Genomic DNA, 16,162 nt, shown 5'->3' on the forward strand with positions numbered 1-16,162 from the left:
TTTGCTGCTTAAATTCCGGCGTAAACTTTCGTCTTAACTGCGACAACAGCAATCCGCTCCTTCAACTCTTTCCTGTATTCTATTCCCCCTCATTTTTTCTGTCCAACTAAATGTAGACGATCCAGTTTTATCCAATGTCCATTCTAAGGGGTGCACTCTAGGCTGCCCCATGGGTTTATTTTTTAAGGTTCATCGTGTGTCTCCGATTCATGTCCGGGATGATTTCCATGCTCAGGTCCCTTCATCCCCGCATGATCCGGTTCGCCAGTGTCCCCACACGCTGTGAAAAGAAAAGCAGATAAAAACAAGAATATCGCTTTTTTCATAAATAGCTCCTTTACTCAACGGAAAGTTCGCTCTCAACCACCCACATATGGTTTTTCACCGGGTCGCCGCCGGTTGTCGGCGTATAGTCGACTACATAAACAGTCATTTGCTCAGCAGAATCAATGGAAGCCGTAGCGCCGCTCATGCCTTCCATGTGATTAGCCATAAGCGTAACTTCATCGCCTTTGGAAAACGGCGTATCCCCCGCATTCTCAATTTCCTCATGGATAACCCACTTATGATTCGTCACTTTTTCTCCGCCTGTCGTCGGGACGTACGAAACGGCATAAACCGTTGTATCATAAGCTCCGACAATGGTTGCGGTCGCGCCCTTCATACCCGGCATATGATTGTCAAGAATGACGGCTTGGCTCCCGATCGGAAACTTTGGATTTTCAGCTACTTTCAATCCCTCCGGGAGTTCTCCGGAGGAATGGTCTTGACCACTCTCAGCTGGAGCCTGATCATTACCGCAAGCACTTAAGACAACAGCCAAAATTAAAGCAGCCGCGCTAAGTTAGCGCCATTCGTTTTTTCATATCGTCTCACCCTCCACCGATTGATATTTATTTATTAAACTACACACCTCAATTTTAAAACACAGTTGTGAAGATCCTGTGAGGGAGTTCACCTTCACTTTGGCAAACGGACAAATCGAGGCGCTTTTCTTTATGCAAAGCCGAAAATTAACGCTCTACAGGAATGCTAACGTACCCGTAAATTGAAGAGTACAATTAATATTAATTTGAGATAAATGGCGATTTTTGTACATACTTTAGATTTTCAATCTGGTTAATGATAAAAGTCGCTATATCTCGATTCGTTATTTTAGTACCTGGCATATCTGTAAGATTTTCTTTTATAAACCCTTTTTCTGTGCCATCAACTATAAATGGAAGCCTAATTAGAGTCCATTTAATTAGATTATTACGGTTAAGAATATGCCATTCTCTTTTCTTATCTATCATCATATTAGAGTAGATGATTTCAAACATCTTTGCACCAATTCTATTTAAAAAGCTCTTTTTATCCCCATGAATAGTTAGAGAACCACCCGTAACACCAATATAACGATCAATTTGTAAATCAGCCATTACTTCAAGTATTTTTTCAGTTACGCTGCTATAAATCGGTTTCTCTTTGAGTGGCTGACCGAAAGTATTAATAACTATTTGACAACCATTTAATAGTTTTTGAATATCCTCCAAATTTTGTACATTGCCTTCTACTATCTCAATCCTGGCGTCTCTGAAAGTTAACTTTTCTGGATTTCTAACAAGCATACGGACTAGATACCCTTTCTCTAACGCTCTTGAAGCAATATGACGCCCCACCTTCCCCGTCCCACCGATTATAGCTATCATATTAGAATTACCCATAATATACCCCCAAATAAACATAATAATATGTATACGGTCAAATCCCCTTATCGATTCAAATATTCTGTTATATAACTAAACTTCCCAGATAGTTCCATAGCGTTAGCCGGCGTTCTAGGGGAAGCAGGCGACCTCAGTAGCTATGCCCATGGAAATGCTCTATTGCGTCACGCAGGCCTTAATCTGACCGAAGCCAGTTCAGGGAAATGGAAAGGCCAGTTAACGTTGAGTAAACGCGGTCGTCCACGTTTACGACATTTTCTCTACCTAATCACTATGAGCATGGTCATGAACAACCCAGAATTTTCGGCTTTGCATCAGCTCAATGTCCAAGTCAAAAAGCTGAAAAAGATGAAGTCCATCATGAAGTTGTGCGGGAAGTTGGCACGCCTTTTGGTTGGTTAGCGCGCACTGAAGAAGATTAGAATCCAGGCAAGGTACTTGCACTAGCTGCTTAATTAAAGCAACTCACGCAAGTTGGCGTATTCGCAGGATCGAAAGAAGCACGAAGTATCGGGAGCCGTAAACAAAAGGGCTCAGACCCATTCCGTTAGAAAGACCGACCTCCACCCCTAAGATAGGTGTAACGAAGGAATGAAAGGGCTACGACCCGTTGAGACATGGGAGTGAAAATCGCTAAGGGTGTCGTGGAGAATATGTGCGGCATATGCAACGAATTGGGTGAGGCTACCCCCACCTCTGTTCCCGCACGTTTTCTAACGACAAACCTTTGTGGATCCTGGCTCTTCCCGTGCCCCGTTCATTAGGGACGTTAATCCGGCAGGTTCCCCGACCTCGTTCCGACTTCGAAGGATGGAAGCACATGGTCATACATGAGATGCAAGATCATCCCGGTCGCCGCATGGTCAAGATTGTGGCAATGATCCATCCACATCCCGGGATTGTTCGCGATAAACGCAATTTCGTACGTTTCGCCGGGAAGCACGTTTAACGTGTCGGTGACCCAAGGCGTCTTCACCTTCTTACCGTTTTTCTTCAACACCGTCATATGGTGCCCGTGAAGATGCATCGGATGCTCGGCAAGACTTTTGTTCACGAAGGTGGTTTTGACGATTTCGCCTTCTTTCACGATCAGCGTCGGCACGTGCGGATGAACCTCTCCGTTGATCGTCCATAGAAAATGAAACTTCCCATTATAAAAGCCGAGCTTATTGCCGAGAATCATCGAAAATTCTCTATCGAATGTCGTTGCGGACGTGACTTCGTTCGCCGCAGGCTTGCCGTAATCGGATGGATCGAATAGTACGGATTCGGATTCGGATTCGAATTCCGGATGGGCCGGCGGAGCATCCGAATAGAAAAGTATACTCGGTGCCTTATCGTTTCGAGCATCGCCGAGTTTCAACCTAACGGGATGATCCGGCATCGTGAATACGACATCGTATCTTCCGCCCGCACCTAGCCGAAGCGCCGTCCGATCGGACAATAGCTCCGGGTCTTGAATTCGAACGCCGTCAATGCTTTCTACCTGGAAGTCGACGCCTTGCAGCAAGTATTTCTGCGATTGCTTATGCGTGTTAATGATTCGCAGCTTTACCCTGCTCCCCGGCTTCACCTGTTTGAATTGCTCGCCGTCGTGGTTCCCGAAAGCCTTCACATACCCTTGATCCGTCTCCCAACGATGATTGATCAGAGTAAAGTCTTCATCGTAAGCTTCGACATCATGCCTCGGCTCCACGATCAATGAGCCAAACAATCCTTTCGCCACTTGCTCCGAAGCTTGCTGATGGGAATGGAACCAATAGCTCCCTTCCTGCGCCGCCCGAAATTTATACGTGAACGATTGCCCCGGTTTGACGACATTTTGGGTCATGCCGGGCACGCCGTCCATCGCGTTCGGCACATTGTAGCCGTGCCAATGAATGGAGACGCCCTTGTCGATATCTTTATTGATCAGCTTCACCTCGACCATATCTCCATGCCGCACGCGAAGCTCCCGAGCGATTTCTCCTCCGTACGTCCATGCATCGATTCGAGCCCCGGAGGCAAGCCGGACCTCCCCTTTTTGCGCCACCAGTTCGAACGCCGCGTCGGCGGGAGCGGAAATATCCCCCGTCAAGTCCGCCACTTCCAAACGTTCGGCTCCTCGATTAGCATCATGATGATGAGCATGGCCTTCGGACATCAGCGTCGGCGTGCCTCCGCCTTCATCGATCCGGTTATGGTCCATCATATCGGAGGCTTCCGGCAGCTTGGAAGTATGGACTCCCGCGATCGCATTCGCGACAATGATTGCAATGACGACCAGCGCGGTGAAGCTGCCCGCCGCCATAAATCTCAAGAATCTTCTGGCGAAATTACGCCGGATCTCTCCCTCCCTCGCCGCTTCAAGATAAATCCTTACGGCAAACCACGCGGGTACGGCGAGGACGAGAGCAATGAACAGAAGTCTTTGAACGATTTCGAAAAGGCTAGGCAACACCGGCTGCGCAAAGATGTTGCTGACGGCGGCCATGCCGGAAACGAGTGCGGCCGCATAATAAGTTATCGGCAAGGCGGGATGCGCGATCTCGTTCAAGTCGGCCTCTTCTCGAATGCCTATTAATTTCGGCATAGCCCACTTCACAATACAACCTTGAGAGACGGCCATCAGCGGAACGACCGCTTTGAACGTCCCCTCCGCAAACAGCCAGCCGTGGCGAAGCCAAAGATTGATGACGATCAAATACCAGAGGGCGCCGATCAGCAGCGCGAGATACGTCACCCCAAGTGCGAAGCTTCTTCGCCTTTTCAGATTTCTGCCGTTTTTCGCATAAGGCAAGCCTGCCACCGCGACGGCGGCAATCAACCATAATAACGTCATAGCGAAAGCCGATAACATATTCGCAATCGTAAGGTACATCTTTTTCTCCACTCCCCGCGGCTATTATCACACCGGACTGCAACGTCCTTAGTACAATACTGCCACCGTAATGTTGCGAACTTATGGAGAACCGATCGAAAGGTTGTGACGCTACTGAATATCAGATAAATTGGAAATAGAAATCGTTGATTGTCGGGAGGACTGGGATGGGGATCAAAGTGTTGATCGTGGAGGATGAACTCAAAATCTTATCGCTTATGGAATCGTTCCTCGGAACGGAGGGCTACGAGGTCGTCACGGCGACGGATGGAGCGGCCGCCTTGCAGCTTTTCGCCGTTAATCAACCGGATATCGTCATTCTGGATTGGATGCTTCCGCAGATGAACGGACTGGATACATGCCGCAAGCTTCGCCAGATCGGGTCGCCGGGAATTATCATGGTTACGGCGAAATCCGAAGAAACCGACAAAATCGTCGGCCTTGAGATGGGAGCGGACGATTACCTGACGAAGCCCTTCAGCTTGAGAGAGCTTTCGGCGCGAATTCGCTCCTTACTGAGAAGAATGGACCGAAGCGAGAACGGGAAATCGGACAACGTATTGCGAAGAGGAGAACTTACGATTCAGGAAGACAGCTTGCAAGTATTTAAAAGCGCTCGGGAGTTGCACCTCACTCCGACCGAGTTTAAGCTCCTGCATCTCCTTGCGTCGAAGCCCGGCCGGGTGTATAGTCGCATGCAACTATTGCAGCACGCTTTCGAAGATGAATTCGTGATTGACGAACGAACGGTAGATTCCCATATCAGCAAACTGCGCAAGAAGATCGAGGACAGCAACGGGACGACGGACTATATTCAAACCGTATACGGCTTCGGCTACCGTTTCGGAGCGGGATATGAACATTAGAACTAAACTGATATTGTCGATGGGCGTATTGCTCGTATTTATCGCACTCTTTCTGCTGGGCGTCGTTCATATTCAATTTTATATCGAACGCGATCTGGCCTACTCGGAGGATCAAGCGGACTTCGAATCGTTACGGAAGGAGTTCGAGCGCTATTTCGTCGAACAGGGCCATTCGTGGAACAACGTTCGCGACGCGGAATTCGATTATCGTCCCGACTTCGCCGAAATCGTCCTGGTCGCCGACGGGGAGGCCATGTACCGGCAAGGTCGTTTGAACGTCGAAGCACTCCGAAACGAAGGGTATCCGTTGGTGCTTTATGCCGATCAACGGAAAATCGGACGGCTCTACGTCATGAATGACGAGCAGCTCCGAACGTATGAATTCAAAATGATGTGGTACGGCATTATTCCCAATATCGCCAAAGCGTCGCTTCTATTCACCTGTGCAGCGGCACTGCTAACCATCTTTTTGCTATCCTGGAGACTGACCAAACCCATATACAACATTATTCGGGGGATCGATGCCGTTAAGAAGGGCGAACCCGCCGTCGGCTTTCCCGTGGACAGGAAAGACGAGTTCGGGGCGATCTCAAGAGCTCTCCGAGACATGCACGATGCACTTTCCCGCGCGGAACGAACCCGAAAGCAGTTTCTATCGGACGTCGCGCATGAATTGAAAACTCCGCTTATGATCATTCAAGGGGAGTTCGAGTTGGCTCAAGAGACGGGAACCTCCCTTTCTCCGTCTAAGCAAGCTTCTATTCTCGACGAAGTGCTGCGGTTATCTCGATTAGTGCACGAGGTGTTAGATTTATCCAAGCTTGAGGCCGGCATGACGGAGGTGCGTCCGAGAACGGAAAATCTCGTCGCCATATTGCGGGATCTGGAGGAGAAAACGGAATTCTTGTTCGCGGATAAGCAAATCCGTTTCACGATGCACGGAACCGAGGAAACGATCCATGTCCCCGTGGAAAAATCCCGAATCGTTCAGGCGCTCTACAATATTTTGTCGAATGCCATCCTTTACACCCACCCTGGCGGACAAGTCCGGCTGACCATAGAACAAGCTCGCCGACCTGACCTTGCGCAGAGCGAATATGTCAAAATCCGGATCGAGGATAACGGGGACGGCATCTCGGAAGAGGACCTTCCCTATATCTTCGATCGGTTTTACAGGGCGGACCGTTCGAGGTCGCGCCCGAGCGGCGGGACCGGGCTCGGACTTGCCATCGCGCAGCAGAACATCCTCGCTCATCAAGGATGGATCGAAGTGCAGAGCGAGCTGGGGAAAGGGTCTACGTTCACGATCTATCTGCCTGGAATCGCGAATTACATGCTTAAGCTGTAAATGAACTGCTCGCCGTTGACGCCCTATGAATAGGCAGTGCAGTGAATTGCTCCTGCTCCGCGGGTAATTGAAACAATCTAAGAGCTTCCAAATCTTCATGCTGATAAAATTTCAAATTCACCGTATCAGCGCTCACATACCTAACCTCCGGATCATACAATAAGAAGAACATATTATCGCATTTGGTAAACCGGCTGCCGTAATCCCCATTTCTCACCCTGGTAGCCTCTTTTGCGAATCCACTTTACTCCAGTGGAAATGTGTGGTATTCTTTGTTTCGATACATCTAGAAATAACGAAGTGAAAAAGGATGAGCCAGCGATGATCGAGAATACTGCGGACGTTCGGCAAGCCGCCAAAATCTATAAAGCGCTCGGGGAACCGACTCGGTTAAAGATCGCCATGTTGTTGGCCGACGAACGGACGCTCTGCTGTTCGGATATCGGGAGCAAGTTGGAAACGGTCGCCGGATCGACGCTTTCCCACCATCTAAAACAGCTGACGGAATGCGGCCTTCTCGAACTCCGTAAGGAAGGGACGTACATTTATTACAGCGTAAATCGTGAAATCGCAGAAAAATACGCCCCGTATTTGCTCATGTAATTTTTTTTCACTAGTATTTCGGTATATCTAGAAATATAGATATATTACAGTGGAGAGAGGAGTTTACATCATGTCTAACGCTTTAAAGATTTACATGCTAGCCGTCGTCAGCTTTCTCGTCGGAACGTCGGAGTTCATTATCGCGGGGATCTTGGATAAAATAGCGGAGGATATCGACGTAACCGTGTCCGCCGTCGGGCAGCTAATCACCGTATTCTCCCTCGCTTACGCCTTCGGGACTCCGCTCCTTATGGCCCTCACGGCACGAATGGACCGGCGGAAGTTGCTAATTGCTTCGCTTGCGATGTTCGTTGTCGGTAACTTTGCCGCCGTCCTGCTTCCGGGCTTCCAACTGCTGATTTTGTCGCGGATCGTCCTGGCCCTCAGCACAGGCGTGTTCGTCGTCACGGCGTTAACCGTCGCTTCCAATATGGCTGACCCCGGAAAACAAGGGAGCGCGATCGCGACGCTCGTCATGGGCTTCAGTACCTCGTTGATCATCGGCGTGCCGCTTGGCAGGGTTATCGCCTCCGCTTATAGCTGGAAGATGACATTCGGTCTTATTGGCGCCCTCGGCCTGCTCGCCATTCTGGCCATCGCGTTAACGATCCCGCGAACGGACGGCGAAGAGCCTGTGCCGCTCGGCAAACAGCTGGCGCTCATGAAAGAGCCACGAATTGCCGTCGCCTTATCGATCACCTTCTTCTGGATCGCGGGTTATTCGGTTGCATATACGTACATTTCCCCGTTCCTGCTTACGGTAACCGGAATGACCGAGCAGGGGGTGAGTGCCGCTCTGTTCGCTTTCGGCATCGCCAGCCTGATCGGCTCCAAGCTCGGCGGCTTCAGCACGGACCGTTGGGGCGTGGGACGTACCTTGGTCAGCGGCATGACGCTTCACGCGACGGTACTCGTGCTCCTTTCGTTCCTGGCCCAATCGTCGACCGCCGTGTTCCTGCTTCTCATCTTATGGGCGTTCTCCGCCTGGTCGTCGGGTCCGACGCAGCAATATTATTTGCTAACGTTGGCGCCGGGGGCCGCGGGGATCATGCTCAGCTTGAACACATCGATGCTTCAGTTCGCCATGGCGGCTGGCGCAGGTATCGGCGGAGCCGTCGTCGAGCAAGCGTCGTTGACGGCCGTCACATGGATCGGGGCCGTCTCCGTCGTTCTTGCCGCGGCGACGGCCGCCGCATCGCTCGGCCTGGCCCGTTCCCGATCGCGACAAGCGGCGAAGGAGAGAGCGCTGCAGGAAGCCGGAGTATAACGCGCAAGATCGAGCCGTAAATTCCTCCAACAAAAAAACTGCACCTCCAAATGTTAGATATTTGATGTCTAACATTTGTGGTGCAGTTCATTCCCCGCCGGCAGCCTCGTCGTTGTTCGTTAGTCGATTCTATGGAAACTGGCGTTCGATCCAAATCAATCCCTCTCCCCGCCTCCGATTGCCAGTCTTCGAAGCTTCCCGTGATGATATCGACGTCCGTTCCGACAAGGTTCTGACGGGCCGCTGCTGCGAGCTCGGCGCCAAGTTCTACGCAAGTGATTTGAAATCCGCGTATATTCTTTTTGTACAGCCTGCCTCGTTACAATCCGCCAACGATTAAATCCAACACGGGGCTCGGACAGTAAATCCCGCGGTGGTTGAATACGAAAGTCTTACAGTGTTCTATGGATTAACTAGTCCGGGAAAAATAAGACCTGCTTTCTTAGCGGGTTTGAATCGGAGTATGTTCTTTTCGCCCGAGGGGTTATTGTGTGCATTCCCTTGCAGCGATAACGGGTATGTTGAAAAGGTCGAGCATAATTAGCTTTTCCAACTCGCGTTCGCCGTTGCGACCGATCATAATGATCGGTCGCACTTTGCTTATTGCTTCTTTCTCTCGAATTCTTTGACCCCGGTCGGCAGCAGCACGTTCGCCGGATTCGGCTCCTCCCGCTTGTCCGGCACGATTCGGCCGTCCACTAGAATCGCCATGTAGATATGCTGATTACTCAACTGCGGCGGCGCTTTCAACGTCTTGCTGAAAAATAGTATCCCTTTTTTCATTTCAAGGAGAAGCGGCAGTCCTTGTCCCTGTACCGCTTCGCCTACGTACCGCGGGTACTCGCCGAGCTGGCCCTTCTGCTCGACGCCTTGCACATCCTTAAGCATGGCGGGCGTGAGCGGCGTATTCTGGCCATGACGCATATGCACCTGACCGGTCTCCCCGACCGGCATATCGCCTTCAACTTCGACCGGCGCGAAGCCGCTTACCGCGTTCTCCAGCATTGTCACAATATGCGCCCAATCCCCATCTTCTTTCGGGGGATAGACGGTGAGGAATTTTCCGATCGGCCCTTCGGTTTCGGAAATATCGAATTTATGGTATACGTCCCAACTCCTCAGCCGCGGACTGACCGCCTTGGCCATCGCGAGCCGCTCGACGGCATCGGCAGAACCGACATGCGCTTTCCAGCTTACATGCTTGATTTCCCCGACGCCCCAGGATAAATAATTGCGTCCATCGTCGCTGTAACTATTTCCCTCCAAATATTCCCTCAGCTTTAAGACGTCGCTTTTTTCCTGCTTTTTCTCCTCTTGTTTGAGGACGGGGACAGGCGCGCCCCTGAACGCTTCTGCGCGCCGACGGACTTCCCGCCCGACAGAGGGAGGGGCCTCCGCTTCTTGGATCGCCATTCGCCTCTGCCGGATGCGGTCTAGGATGTGCTCTACCTTGGTCAGCTTCGCTTCGTCTTGCTTCTTCTTGGTTTTCCGCTTGTCGTAGCTTGCTTTCCAATCGCCGATAATGACTTCGATCTGCTTCATTAGCTCTTCCTGCGCCGGATAATCGGTATCGCCCAGCTTCTCGTAAGCGGCTAATGCCTCTTCCAACTTGCCCCACGACGTCTTGCCGAACGCCTTCTTTCCGGACTTCAGTCCTTCGCCTTGAAGCTCCTGCTTCGTCGGCAACCCGGGCGCTCGCTGTATGACCGCTGCAGGCGAAGCGGCGGAATTACGTAGCACGCTTCTTTGCAGAAGGTTCCCTACCATGCGGTTGCCCATCGACCGTTGCAGCTGTTGCCAGTCGCCATAGGGCGCCTCCTGCTGCATCGTCTCGCCGACCTTTCGCTCTCCGCCCGAGCTTCCGCTCTTCCCCTGCTGCCGTTTGGGAGCCTGATGCCGCCCTCCGATCATCACGCAACCCCCTTTACAAGAAATGGTATGTCACCCCAACTATACCACATCAGGAAAGCGGAGCCGACGCACAAAAAAACGTCGTACCAAGATCATGCGGTTACATGAAGCGCGGGCGAAGTAATACTCCGGCGTTCCTGAGGAGTTACTGTACTGACAGCGGTTCACGAAACGTCGTCAACCCCTAGCCGCTGCATCGGCGTAAAAGATCACAGTTTAAAACGCGTCGTTTCCTTCCCCGGATTCCGGTACCGATGCAGCCGATTCGCGGAGTAATGCGCGGAGCTTCCCGCTGGCACCCGATAAATTTCATCCCCGAACCCCAGCTCCAAGCCCCCCCCCCCCGATGGACGTAAATGTATTCCTCCACGCCCTCGTTATGCGGCTCGGAGGCATGCTCGCAGCCCGGGTCAAGGTTGACTAGGTAAGACTCGAATTTCGTACGCAAATTGTAAGGGAACAACGGGTACGCCCGGTACGCCCCTTCTTCTTCCTCGAACGGTTCGAGCTGTCTCCAGCATTTCTTGGAAGCCGTCTTCCTGGCCGAATCCTCTTCGATCGCGATGACGTCCATGATGAGCGCGATGATGAAAATATATCAATCGATCCGTCAAGAATGGAGTTAGATGCTTATGGCTTCCGTATGTCAACGTGCAGCGGCCGCGAAACGCGGTAACCGCCGTACGTTACCGTAATCACCGACGTTCCGTGCCCGACCGGCGTGATCCGTCCCGAGGACGAGACGATCGCAACCTCCTCATGATTACTCTCGTAAGTGATGTCCTTCGAGAGCGTTCTGGACGTACCGTCTTCGTACAGAGTCGATACTTCGATCTGCAGTCCTTCATCGCCTACGGCTAACGTCGGAAAGTCGTTTAAAACCAGCTTCTTTATGGGCTCCGGCGTCAGCGATTCATAGGGAATGGCCTCTCCCTGATGAACGTAGACCGGGTTTTCCGCCGGTACCAACGGAACGGGCGACGTCCCGCCGATCGTCACATGCTCGGCTTTGTGCGCGTATCCCGGCAAGGTGAGCAAGAAGCTGTACGTGCCAGGCGCAAGCGTTACCGACAGATGCGCATATCGCGAAGAATCGGACTCGCGAAGCTCGAAGCCGACCGGCGATCCGGTTTGGGATCCGCCGTAAACCGCCTCCGTAACGGCTCCCGTACGATCTTCCGGAACCGTCGCCGAGCGGAATACCTGCAAGCGCAGTCGATCGGGTTCCGCATTCGCCGGCAGACGATAATCACCGTAAGCGGTCGTCACCGGCAAGAGCCTCAGAATCCGAAGCTCGCCCGGCTGGAACGTTAGCGGCATGCCGCCGTTCATTTGCGCAGCGGTGTACCGCCCAAGCAGATCGCCTCCGCCGGTTACGTCATAAACGTCGTACTCTGCGGCCGCGAGCGCCATGATCTTGACGTTCGACGTCAATTGCGGGTACGCGGCATTCATTTGGGCCTGGCTCAAATTCGCGGAACTGAACCACGGTCGGTAATAAGCGAACACGATGCGCTCGTCGCCAAGCGAGCGCGTCGAGACGCGAACCTTGCCGCTGTCCGCATCCGCCGTACGCTCGAAGCCTCCCCATCCGCTCAGCGCATCGATAAGCCCTTTAGAGTTGTACCAATCCAACGTGCCTAGGATCAGCACGACTTCTCCCGCCCCGTAAGACCATCGAACGGCAGCCGGCTTTCCGTTGTCGTATTGGGCAAGCACTGTGAACGGCACGTCCATTTGCGGTTCCACATAAACCTGTTCGCTAAGCTTAAGCTGCGAGATGCCTTCGAATACGCCGTTCGCGGGGAGGACCTGCGATTGAAGACCGCTGCCCCTCGTAGACCAGCTGTTCGCGACGAAGCCAAGCCGGGTTAGCAGCGGACGGCTCGCGCTGCCGGTTTCGAAATCGGTTTTACCGGAATCCGCGAACAAAATGAGCTTGCCGCCGGCGTTCGCGTAGTCCGCCAGCCGGTCGACCGTCTCGGCTTTCATAATCGTAGAGCCCGTATCCATGATGACGGAATGACGCTCGGGCGTCATCCAGATCGGATCCGTGTAATCGCTGAGCCAGGAAGGGTAGAAATGCTCGTAATCGTTAAAGTAATACAGCTTCTCGCCGGCGAACGAGCCCCAATCCAACCATCGGAACGACTTATCACGGTGGGGGAGCCTCTAATCACCTTCACGATCTCCAGCTTGCCGGGCGAGCCCGCTTGAATCCGGGCATAATAATAGCTGTTGGCCGAATAATTGACTCTGAACGCGGGCCCGGACCATGCCGAGCCTGCGTTCAGCTTTACGTCGACGGACATCCTGACGTTTTTCCACTCGGGAAAGTCTCCGGGTACAAAAGACAGCAGCGTGTCTTGATCGCCGCTCATGACATATTCGCCGGACACGATGCCGCCGCCGCCCGATACGAGCCGCCAGTCGGAAGGCTGCGAGCCGTCCGCCCCTTCGAATTCCTCCATATAGAACGAAGCGGCCTCGGCCGCAACGGACGGGACAGGAAGAAATGAAACCGCCCAATCACGGCCAAGTCGTCATCAGCACACTGACCTAAAGGATAAGCGAATTAGGTGACGCTCCGCGCAGTTCGTAAAGACAAAATAAACGCGCCAGCTTGGCGCGTTTCGGCGTTCCAGGTTTTGCTGTTCGTTCTCAGTCGGTCACAAGCGTAACGTTCGGCACGTAACCTGCAGCCTGGTAAACCATTTCCGAGAATTTCACGACTTTGAGCGCGAATTCGCCGGGGACCATGACTTCGTGGCGGCCAAGAATCGCATCGATGAAGCTTTTGTCTTGATTCGTCGCAGGCTCCGGCAGCTTCGGAACGACCGGCTCCTCCCCAGCTTTACGCAGCGTGATCTTTCCGTTGTCAAAGAAAATCCCGCCCTTTTCACCACAGAACACGTAAGTTTCATGCCAGCATGGCGCATGCCCGACGAGGTTCAGTCCAGCTATAGCGCCTTCGGCAAAACGGATAGAGCTGAACGTGTCGATTTCCACTGGCGAGCCCTGTTGGTGGAGTTGTGTCTTCACTTCGACCGGAGTAAGCCCTGTAGTCCACAGCAGCACGTCAATAATATGGCTGCCCGAATCCATCAGGAAACCGCCCCCGGAGAGCGAAGGATCCTGGCGCCAGGAGTTCGTGGTCCCCTCTCGCCATTGTTGGTAGAGCGAGGCGGTGATGGAAGTCAGCTTCCCGATCTCTCCGCTTCGGATCGTATCTCGAATATAAAGAAACTCAGGCTGACAATGGCGCTGATACGACACCTGCAGAATTTTACCCGACCGCTCGGCCGCTTGAATGAGGTTTTCCGCCTCTATCGATGTGCACGTCATCGGCTTCTCGATGAGGACATGCAGCCCCCTGTCAAGCACATCGCGGGCTTGCCGGTAATGTTCGGTATGCGGCGAGCAGATGATGACTGCATCCAGCACGGCATTGTCCAACATCGTCTGATAATCCGGATAAGCCTCGGCACGATGTAGCCCGTATTTCTCCTTAAACCGTTCGAGACTGTCCGGATTCACATCGGCCAAAGCCGCGACTTCAACTTCGGGGAGCTCCAGCAGTTGGCGGGCGTGCCACCCGGCAATGCCTCCGGTGCCGATCATGCCGACACGTAAAATTTCCATAAAAAAGTCCCTCCTCGCTTTCTTCCTTATGAATGTAACACGTCAATGTAGCTCCCTTTCAATTACCCCTTGACGCTGCCGAGCACGATACCGCTCATGAAATACCGTTGCAGGAACGGGTAGACGAGCAAAATCGGCAAGGCGCCGATAAAGATTTGCGCCGCCTTGTTGGTCCGGTTGGACACCTCTTGGAGCAAGGCGGTATCCTGAATCGTAATCATCCGCTCCAACCCTTGCTGCACGACGACGGTTTGAAGATAGCTTTGTAGTGGATAATTTTCCGTTCGATTCATTAGGATGATGCCGTCGAACCAGCTGTTCCAGTGGCCTACGGTGGTGAACAGGATTAACGTAGCGATCGCAGGCATCGACAACGGCACGAAGATTTTCCATAACGTATACCAGTGTCCCGCGCCGTCGATATAAGCCGCTTCCTCGATCTCCTTCGGCAAGTTCCGGAAGAAGTTGAATAATAGAATGACGTTGAAGACGGAAACCGCCCCGGGAAGAATCAGCGCGAAGATACTGTCGAGCAGGCCGGTCATCTTGATGACCATATACCAGGGAATGAGACCGCCTCCGAACAAAATCGTGATCATGAAAAATACGATATACCCTCTCCGGAAGGAGAGGGTCCGCGCGTCCTTGGATAGTGGATACGCAATAAGGAGCGTAAGCAGCATATCCAGTGGTACGCCGATCAGCACGCGCTGGAAGGAGACGATCATCGACCGGATAAATTCCGGCTTGTTCGCTACGTACTCGTAGGCCTTGAAGGTGAAATCGACGGGCCACAGCGTGACGAACCCTGCCGCCGCCGCCGTGCCGCTGCTCAGGGAGATGGCGAGCACATGAACCATGGGTAGCAAGCATAATAAGGCGAACCCGACTAAGACGATGTAATTGAACGCGATAAATACCGATCGACCGAAAGACAGTTTGTATTGCATCGTTCCCCCCCTCGGCTATAACACGCGATAGCCCGCGTATTTGTCGGCCAGCTTATACGATACGACGATGAGGACGACGGAGATGACCGATTTAAACAGCCCGATCGCCGTGGCCAAGCTGTATTGATTTTCGATTAATCCCATCCTGTAGACCATTGTATCGATAATGTCACCGGTACTGTATACGAGAGGATTGTACAGATTGTACACTTGATCGAATCCCGCGTTTAAAATGCCCCCGAGGCTCAATACGGTCATTAAGACGACGATCGGGAGAATGCCGGGCAGCGTGACGTGCCACGTCTGTCTCCAACGATTCGCTCCGTCGACGATAGCGGCTTCGTACAGCGTAGGGTCGATGCCGGTCAAAGCCGCCAAATAAATGATCGTTCCGAAGCCGGCCTCCTTCCACACGTGAGTCGTGACGAGCATGTACGGGAACACGTCCTCGTTCCCGAGGAAGAAAATCGGCTCGATCCCGAACCAGGATAAAAACTGATTGACGATGCCCTCGGACGGAGACAAAATATCGATTAAAATGCCGGCGAGGAGCACCCAAGACAAAAAGTACGGAAGATAGATGATCGTTTGGATGCTTCGTTTTACGTATTTCGCCCGCAATTCGTTCAACAGCAGGGCGAGCAGTACGGGAACGATCAAACCGGCCACGATTTTCATGAACGCGATGAACACGGTATTCCAAAAGACTTGACGCACATCGGGAATCTGCAAGATGAACTCGAAGTTGTCGAGTCCAACCCAATCCGAACCGAAGAACCCTTTAACGACATTGTACCGTTGGAACGCCATGATCACGCCGATCATGGGCCCGTAGCTGAAGATCAGGAGCAGGATGATTCCCGGCACCATCATCAGATGCAGCGGGGATTCCCGAATCCACTTCTTCCCTCTCCCTCTTGCAGCCTGCATGGACATCCCTCCTTGATCCGGTCGCATCCGCAGGGGAGAAAAAAGGGAAGTCGGCAACACCAACTCCCCCCTTTCT

12 protein-coding genes and 1 pseudogene are annotated in these 16,162 nt (G+C 52.5%); 5 read left to right on the forward strand and 8 right to left on the reverse strand.

From position 1 onward, the window contains the following. Positions 1-337 precede the first annotated feature (337 nt). Together RIN49_RS05890 and RIN49_RS05895 are read right to left on the reverse strand one after the other, a co-directional pair. The gene (locus RIN49_RS05890; protein ID WP_309119526.1) at positions 338-826 is read right to left on the reverse strand and encodes a YdhK family protein; all 489 of its coding nucleotides are present in this window, start codon (positions 824-826) and stop codon (positions 338-340) included. A 241-nt stretch (positions 827-1,067) separates the two neighbouring features. Then, on the reverse strand, positions 1,068-1,706 hold the full coding sequence (locus tag RIN49_RS05895; protein WP_309119236.1) for an NAD(P)-dependent oxidoreductase: 639 nt from the start codon (positions 1,704-1,706) through the stop codon (positions 1,068-1,070). A 90-nt stretch (positions 1,707-1,796) separates the two neighbouring features. Here RIN49_RS05895 and RIN49_RS05900 point away from each other — a divergent pair. Further along, positions 1,797-2,111 (forward strand): annotated as a pseudogene (locus RIN49_RS05900) (transposase); the annotation flags it as partial. Between the two features lie 367 nt (positions 2,112-2,478). On the opposite strand, the gene RIN49_RS05905 reads toward RIN49_RS05900, so the two are convergent. Then, positions 2,479-4,569, reverse strand: a complete 2,091-nt coding sequence (locus tag RIN49_RS05905) for a multicopper oxidase family protein (RefSeq protein WP_309119237.1) — start codon at positions 4,567-4,569, stop codon at positions 2,479-2,481. Positions 4,570-4,736: 167 nt separating this feature from the next. Here RIN49_RS05905 and RIN49_RS05910 point away from each other — a divergent pair, with 167 nt between their 5' ends. From RIN49_RS05910 to RIN49_RS05925, 4 genes are all read left to right on the forward strand, one after another. Then, positions 4,737-5,435 (forward strand): response regulator transcription factor, encoded by a 699-nt coding sequence (locus RIN49_RS05910; RefSeq protein WP_309119238.1) that lies wholly within the window; start codon positions 4,737-4,739, stop codon positions 5,433-5,435. Then, positions 5,425-6,783, forward strand: a complete 1,359-nt coding sequence (locus tag RIN49_RS05915; protein ID WP_309119239.1) for a sensor histidine kinase — start codon at positions 5,425-5,427, stop codon at positions 6,781-6,783. Before RIN49_RS05910 ends, RIN49_RS05915 begins: the two co-directional genes overlap by 11 nt. Before the next feature lie 321 nt (positions 6,784-7,104). Continuing rightward, positions 7,105-7,386 carry an ArsR/SmtB family transcription factor gene (locus tag RIN49_RS05920; RefSeq protein WP_309119240.1) on the forward strand — a complete coding sequence of 94 codons (282 nt, stop codon included), beginning with the start codon at positions 7,105-7,107 and terminating at the stop codon, positions 7,384-7,386. Between the two features lie 70 nt (positions 7,387-7,456). Next, a complete protein-coding gene (locus tag RIN49_RS05925) occupies positions 7,457-8,653 on the forward strand; it encodes an MFS transporter (protein ID WP_309119241.1) in 1,197 nt (398 codons plus the stop codon). A gap of 600 nt (positions 8,654-9,253) precedes the next feature. On the opposite strand, the gene RIN49_RS05930 is transcribed toward RIN49_RS05925, so the two are convergent. From RIN49_RS05930 to RIN49_RS05950, 5 genes are all read right to left on the reverse strand, one after another. Continuing rightward, positions 9,254-10,564 carry a hypothetical protein gene (locus RIN49_RS05930; RefSeq protein WP_309119242.1) on the reverse strand — a complete coding sequence of 437 codons (1,311 nt, stop codon included), beginning with the start codon at positions 10,562-10,564 and terminating at the stop codon, positions 9,254-9,256. 630 nt (positions 10,565-11,194) lie between these two features. After that, positions 11,195-12,703 (reverse strand): Ig-like domain-containing protein, encoded by a 1,509-nt coding sequence (locus RIN49_RS05935; RefSeq protein ID WP_309119243.1) that lies wholly within the window; start codon positions 12,701-12,703, stop codon positions 11,195-11,197. A 522-nt stretch (positions 12,704-13,225) separates the two neighbouring features. Continuing rightward, the gene (locus RIN49_RS05940; RefSeq protein WP_309119244.1) at positions 13,226-14,206 is read right to left on the reverse strand and encodes a Gfo/Idh/MocA family protein; all 981 of its coding nucleotides are present in this window, start codon (positions 14,204-14,206) and stop codon (positions 13,226-13,228) included. Positions 14,207-14,268: 62 nt separating this feature from the next. Further along, a complete protein-coding gene (locus RIN49_RS05945) occupies positions 14,269-15,156 on the reverse strand; it encodes a carbohydrate ABC transporter permease (protein ID WP_309119245.1) in 888 nt (295 codons plus the stop codon). Between the two features lie 15 nt (positions 15,157-15,171). Next, complete coding sequence (locus tag RIN49_RS05950; protein ID WP_309119246.1) at positions 15,172-16,086, reverse strand: ABC transporter permease; 915 nt, start codon at positions 16,084-16,086, stop codon at positions 15,172-15,174. Positions 16,087-16,162: the final 76 nt, after the last annotated feature.

Origin of the sequence: Paenibacillus sp. (assembly GCF_031177825.1) — a bacterium.
GTDB lineage: Bacteria > Bacillota > Bacilli > Paenibacillales > YIM-B00363 > Paenibacillus_AE.